Genomic DNA, 4937 nt, shown 5'->3' on the forward strand with positions numbered 1-4937 from the left:
TGTTAGCGAACAACTTGATGGCTTCGGCTTCAGTCGAGTCGGTAAATAAGGTCGGGATATCTTTCTTCACCGCACCTTCCTGCAGCAACCCGGCAAAGTGCTCGGCACATTCGGAACGTTCACCAATAACGATACGAGACGGGTGCAGGTTGTCGTATAGAACACTACCTTCACGCAAGAAGTCCGGCGAGAAGAAAATATTGTCGATGCCCAACTGTTCTTTAATGGAGTTAGTAAAGCCAACCGGAATCGTTGATTTAATTACCATCACCGCATTTGGGTTGATTTCGACCACATAGCGGATCACTGACTCGACGCTCGAGGTGTTAAAGTAGTTAGTTTTCGGATCGTAATCAGTCGGTGCCGCGATGATGACATAATCAGCATTTTGGTATGCTTTCTCTTTATCAAGAGTAGCTTCAAAATTAATATTCTTTGTTAGCAGAATCTCGATATCTACTATCGGTGATATTCTCTCATTAATTTTCTTCACTCGTGAGGGTACAATATCCAATACAACAACCTGATACTGCTGCGCTGTGAGAAGTGGATTTGATAGAGCAAATATCCAGTACCTTAAACGGTGATTTTCATTTCTTACCCTCAGAGTTAAAAATCACATGTAACTATGCGTTAACATGCCCAATAGGTATTAAACACTATATACCATTGGATACATTGCCAATATGCGCGGACCTAAATAAAAGACTGACCTTACAAAAAACAGATTATGCCAAATATACTTACAGCATTTCATCCATCTCAAATAAATTAGTAAAAAAATTGCACAGCTAAATTTCGATGGAATATTATTAAAGCAACCCCTTCACGAAATCATAAATTCGACACTTACGGAAAAAGGCACATCAAACCGATACTATGACAATGGCAAAGTACGTAAATGTATAAAGGCGTGCTTTGTTCATAAAAAATTAAATACCCCACTTAGTTAGCTTTAGATATATAAACCTCAGCAACTCCTGTAATAATTTACTTTCTGTCCACTCGACAAATAGTTTCAAATCCTACGACCGTCTTGTCAAAATCAATATTTTTAACAGTAACTGTGACTGTACCTCCAATATAAACAGGATATTTGAAATTTAATGTCGGAGATACATATAGACATCCGTATCCTGGTAGCTAGGTACCAAAAATGACTGAAAAAAACTAGAGGATATCATTCCATGGACAATTCTTTTTCTATATATTGACTGCTGAGCATATGTATCGCTGACATGTATAGGATTATGACCACCAAAAATACACGCATACGATTTTATATCTGCATCAGTTATGGTCTGATTTTAGCTAGCAAACATACCCGCAGATATTGCTTTTAGTGACATAGAATCTTGATTTCCATTATTTCATACCAAGCTTAATCAACTCCCGAGCAGGGTTACCGCAGACAGTAATCCCAGACTTAACGCTCTTTGTAACAATCGCCCCCATGCCAATAACTGCACCTGTTTCGATCACAACTGGACAACGTGGCGTGCCTTGTTTTATAACCGCACCAGAACCAACGTATACATGGTCTTCAATAATTACATTTCCATTACATTTAGCACCGGGTGCAAATGTAACATAATTACCAATTATGCAGTCATGAGCCACATAAGAATAAATGTTAGCATGGAAAAACTCACCGATAGTTGTATTAGCAGAAACAGTTACAAAAGGTGATAAAATTGCACTATTATGTATTTGAGCCGTATCATAAACAACCGTATTAGGATGCCTTATTGTTATTGGCTCAACACCATTACACAACATAACCTCCGCCGCTTTTTTCCTTATTTTATCGTCAGCAATAGCTACGTTAAAATATTTGTCTTTATGTGGGGAATTAATAAAATCTTCGGTCGACACTACTGAAAAACCATTAACAGTGGTTCCACTCAGATTATCATCGACAAAAACAACCTCTCCTGCTAGACCACTCACCCTAACTTGTTCTCTAAGAATAGGTATAACTTCTCGACCATAACTTCCTGCACCTAAAATTGCGAATCTTTTCATAAATCATCCACCGTTGTTTATACCAAAAGTAATGCCTGATAATTTTTTGATACATTTAGCATTACAATCACTTCACAAATTTAAAATAAAAAGCAATTAAAAAATTCATTGATAGCTAAAAATCAATAAATTTTCGTCATCTAGAATAAAAAACAAATAACAAATAAACTTAATTCGAAGTAATATGACTTTCGTAAAAGCCCAGTAATCTCCTGGGCTTAAAATAACAAAGGTGTCAGTCCAACCACTCGGTGTGGAATACACCTTCTTTATCAGTGCGTTTATACGTGTGCGCACCGAAGTAGTCACGCTGGGCCTGGATCAGGTTAGCCGGCAGTACCGCAGAACGGTAGCTGTCGTAGTAGGCTACAGCTGCAGAGAAGGTCGGTACCGGAATACCGTTCTGCACAGCATAAGCCACTACATCACGCAGCGCTTGCTGATATTCGTCAGCGATATTTTTAAAGTACGGAGCCAACAGCAGATTCGCGATACCTTTATTTTCAGCATAAGCGTCAGTGATTTTCTGCAGGAACTGCGCACGAATGATGCAGCCCGCGCGGAAGATCTTCGCGATTTCACCGTAGTTCAGATCCCAATTATATTCGTCAGACGCGGCACGCAGTTGAGAGAAGCCCTGCGCGTAGGAGACGATTTTACCCAGGTACAGTGCGCGACGAATTTTCTCAACGAACTCGGCTTTATCGCCAGCCAGTTTAGCCTGTGGGCCAGACAGCAATTTAGATGCCGCAACGCGCTGGTCTTTCAGAGAAGAGATATAGCGAGCGAATACAGATTCGGTTATCAGCGACAGCGGTTCGCCCAGATCCAGAGAGCTCTGGCTGGTCCATTTACCGGTGCCTTTGTTCGCCGCTTCGTCCAGGATCACGTCAACAAGGTACTTACCGTCTTCATCTTTTTTGGTGAAGATGTCTTTAGTGATGTCGATCAGGTAGCTGCTCAGCTCGCCTTCATTCCACTCGGTGAAGGTGGTTGCCAGCTCTTCGTTAGACAGATTCAGGCCGCCTTTCAGCAGGGAATAGGCTTCTGCAATCAGCTGCATATCGCCATATTCGATACCGTTGTGAACCATCTTCACGTAATGACCTGCGCCGTCAGAGCCAATATAGGTCACGCACGGCTCGCCATCTTCGGCAACAGCGGCAATCTTGGTCAGGATAGGCGCAACCAGTTCATACGCTTCTTTCTGGCCACCAGGCATGATAGATGGGCCTTTCAGGGCGCCCTCTTCACCGCCGGAAACACCGGTACCGATGAAGTTAAAACCTTCTGCGGACAGTTCACGGTTACGACGGATAGTGTCCTGGAAGAAGGTGTTACCACCATCAATGATGATGTCGCCTTTATCCAGATACGGCTTCAGGGAATCGATAGCAGCATCAGTTCCCGCCCCTGCTTTTACCATTAACAGGATACGACGTGGGGTTTCAAGAGACTCGACGAACTCTTTCACCGTGTAATAAGGAACCAGTTTCTTACCCGGGTTCTCGGCAACAACTTCTTCAGTTTTCTCGCGAGAGCGGTTGAAGATGGAGACGGTATAACCACGGCTTTCGATGTTGAGCGCCAGGTTGCGCCCCATCACAGCCATACCGACGACGCCGATCTGTTGCTTGGACATTACATACTCCTGTCAGGTGTGGTCACCGCGCAAGGTATGCGCGGCTTAAATGTATTCCAGATGTTAACTCAGTAATAGGATGAATGAATAGCTTTTGCTGATCTATGTCACACCAATTGCCTAATTCTCTCTAAGCAGTAACTCAGCAGTGCACCTACAGCACACTTATCTACTTCCTGAGCAGATCCAGAATTAGTTTCGTTTTTTCTTCCATCAATGGAATATCTCTGCGCGATTCCACGTTCAGGCGCACCACCGGTTCGGTATTGGAAGAGCGTAAATTGAAGCGCCAGTCGACAAACGACATGCTGATACCGTCCGTTCTGTCCACCGACAACGCCTCACGGGAAAAATGCTGCTCCACGCGCGCAATCGCTGCCGTCGGCTCTGCCAGCGTACTGTTTATTTCACCACTCGCCGGGTAGGCCACCATCCGGTCGCGGACCAGTTGGCCCAGCGACTGCCCTTTCAGACACAGCAGCTCCGCCACCAGCAGCCACGGGATCATTCCGCTGTCGCAATAGGCAAAATCGCGGAAATAGTGGTGCGCGCTCATTTCGCCACCATAAATGGCATCTTCGTGGCGCATCCGCTCTTTGATAAACGCGTGCCCGGTTTTTGACATCACCGGTTTACCGCCTGCCGCCGTCACCACATCCACGGTGTTCCAGGACAGGCGTGGGTCGTGGATAATTTTTGCACCCGGATTCTTCTCCAGAAACGCTTCCGCCAGCAGGCCGACAATGTAGTAGCCCTCAATGAACTGACCTTTTTCATCGAACAGGAAGCAGCGGTCAAAATCACCGTCGAATGCAATCCCCATATCCGCGCCGTGTTCAATCACTGCATGGCGCGTGTCGGCCCGGCATTCCGGCAGCAGAGGATTGGGAATACCGTTGGGGAAGTTGCCATCCGGCGTGTTGTGAATTTTGATGAACTCGACCGGCACACCCAGCGCCTTAAAACGGGCTTCAATGGCGTCAACCACCGGACCTGCCGCGCCGTTGCCGGAATTGAGCACCAGCTTCATCGGTTTCAGTTTGGCGGGATTGATGTAACCCAGCAGGTGGTCAATGTAGGCATCACGGGCAGTAATGCGCTGGTAGCGGCCACGTTTTGTCTCATCAACCGTCGGGAAATCATTGGCTTCCGCCAGGCGCTGCACGTCGCGCAGACCGGTATCACCGCTGATAGGCCGTGCCCCTTCCCGCACCAGCTTCATGCCGTTGTAATCCATCGGATTATGGCTGGCGGTCACTTCAATACCGCC

The 4937-nt window shown here is 45.7% G+C and carries 4 protein-coding genes and 1 pseudogene; all 5 read right to left on the reverse strand.

Annotated elements, in window-relative coordinates; all coding sequences use genetic code 11:
• Nucleotides 1-564 (reverse strand): annotated as a pseudogene (locus OGY09_RS25195) (UDP-glucose 6-dehydrogenase family protein); the annotation flags it as partial.
• A gap of 539 nt (nt 565-1103) precedes the next feature.
• Nucleotides 1104-1298, reverse strand: coding sequence for a MaoC family dehydratase (locus OGY09_RS25200; protein WP_223849083.1), 195 nt, complete (start codon nt 1296-1298; stop codon nt 1104-1106).
• 67 nt (nt 1299-1365) lie between these two features.
• On the reverse strand, nt 1366-2025 hold the full coding sequence (locus OGY09_RS25205; RefSeq protein WP_032943920.1) for a NeuD/PglB/VioB family sugar acetyltransferase: 660 nt from the start codon (nt 2023-2025) through the stop codon (nt 1366-1368).
• Nucleotides 2026-2260: 235 nt separating this feature from the next.
• Nucleotides 2261-3667, reverse strand: coding sequence for an NADP-dependent phosphogluconate dehydrogenase (gnd, locus tag OGY09_RS25210; protein ID WP_275399252.1), 1407 nt, complete (start codon nt 3665-3667; stop codon nt 2261-2263).
• Nucleotides 3668-3836: 169 nt separating this feature from the next.
• The coding region (locus OGY09_RS25215) for a phosphohexomutase domain-containing protein (protein ID WP_286591114.1) at nt 3837-4937 on the reverse strand (1101 nt) is incomplete at its 5' end.

Source organism: Citrobacter sp. Cpo071, from assembly GCF_030332765.1.
Taxonomy (GTDB): Bacteria; Pseudomonadota; Gammaproteobacteria; order Enterobacterales; family Enterobacteriaceae; genus Citrobacter; species Citrobacter portucalensis.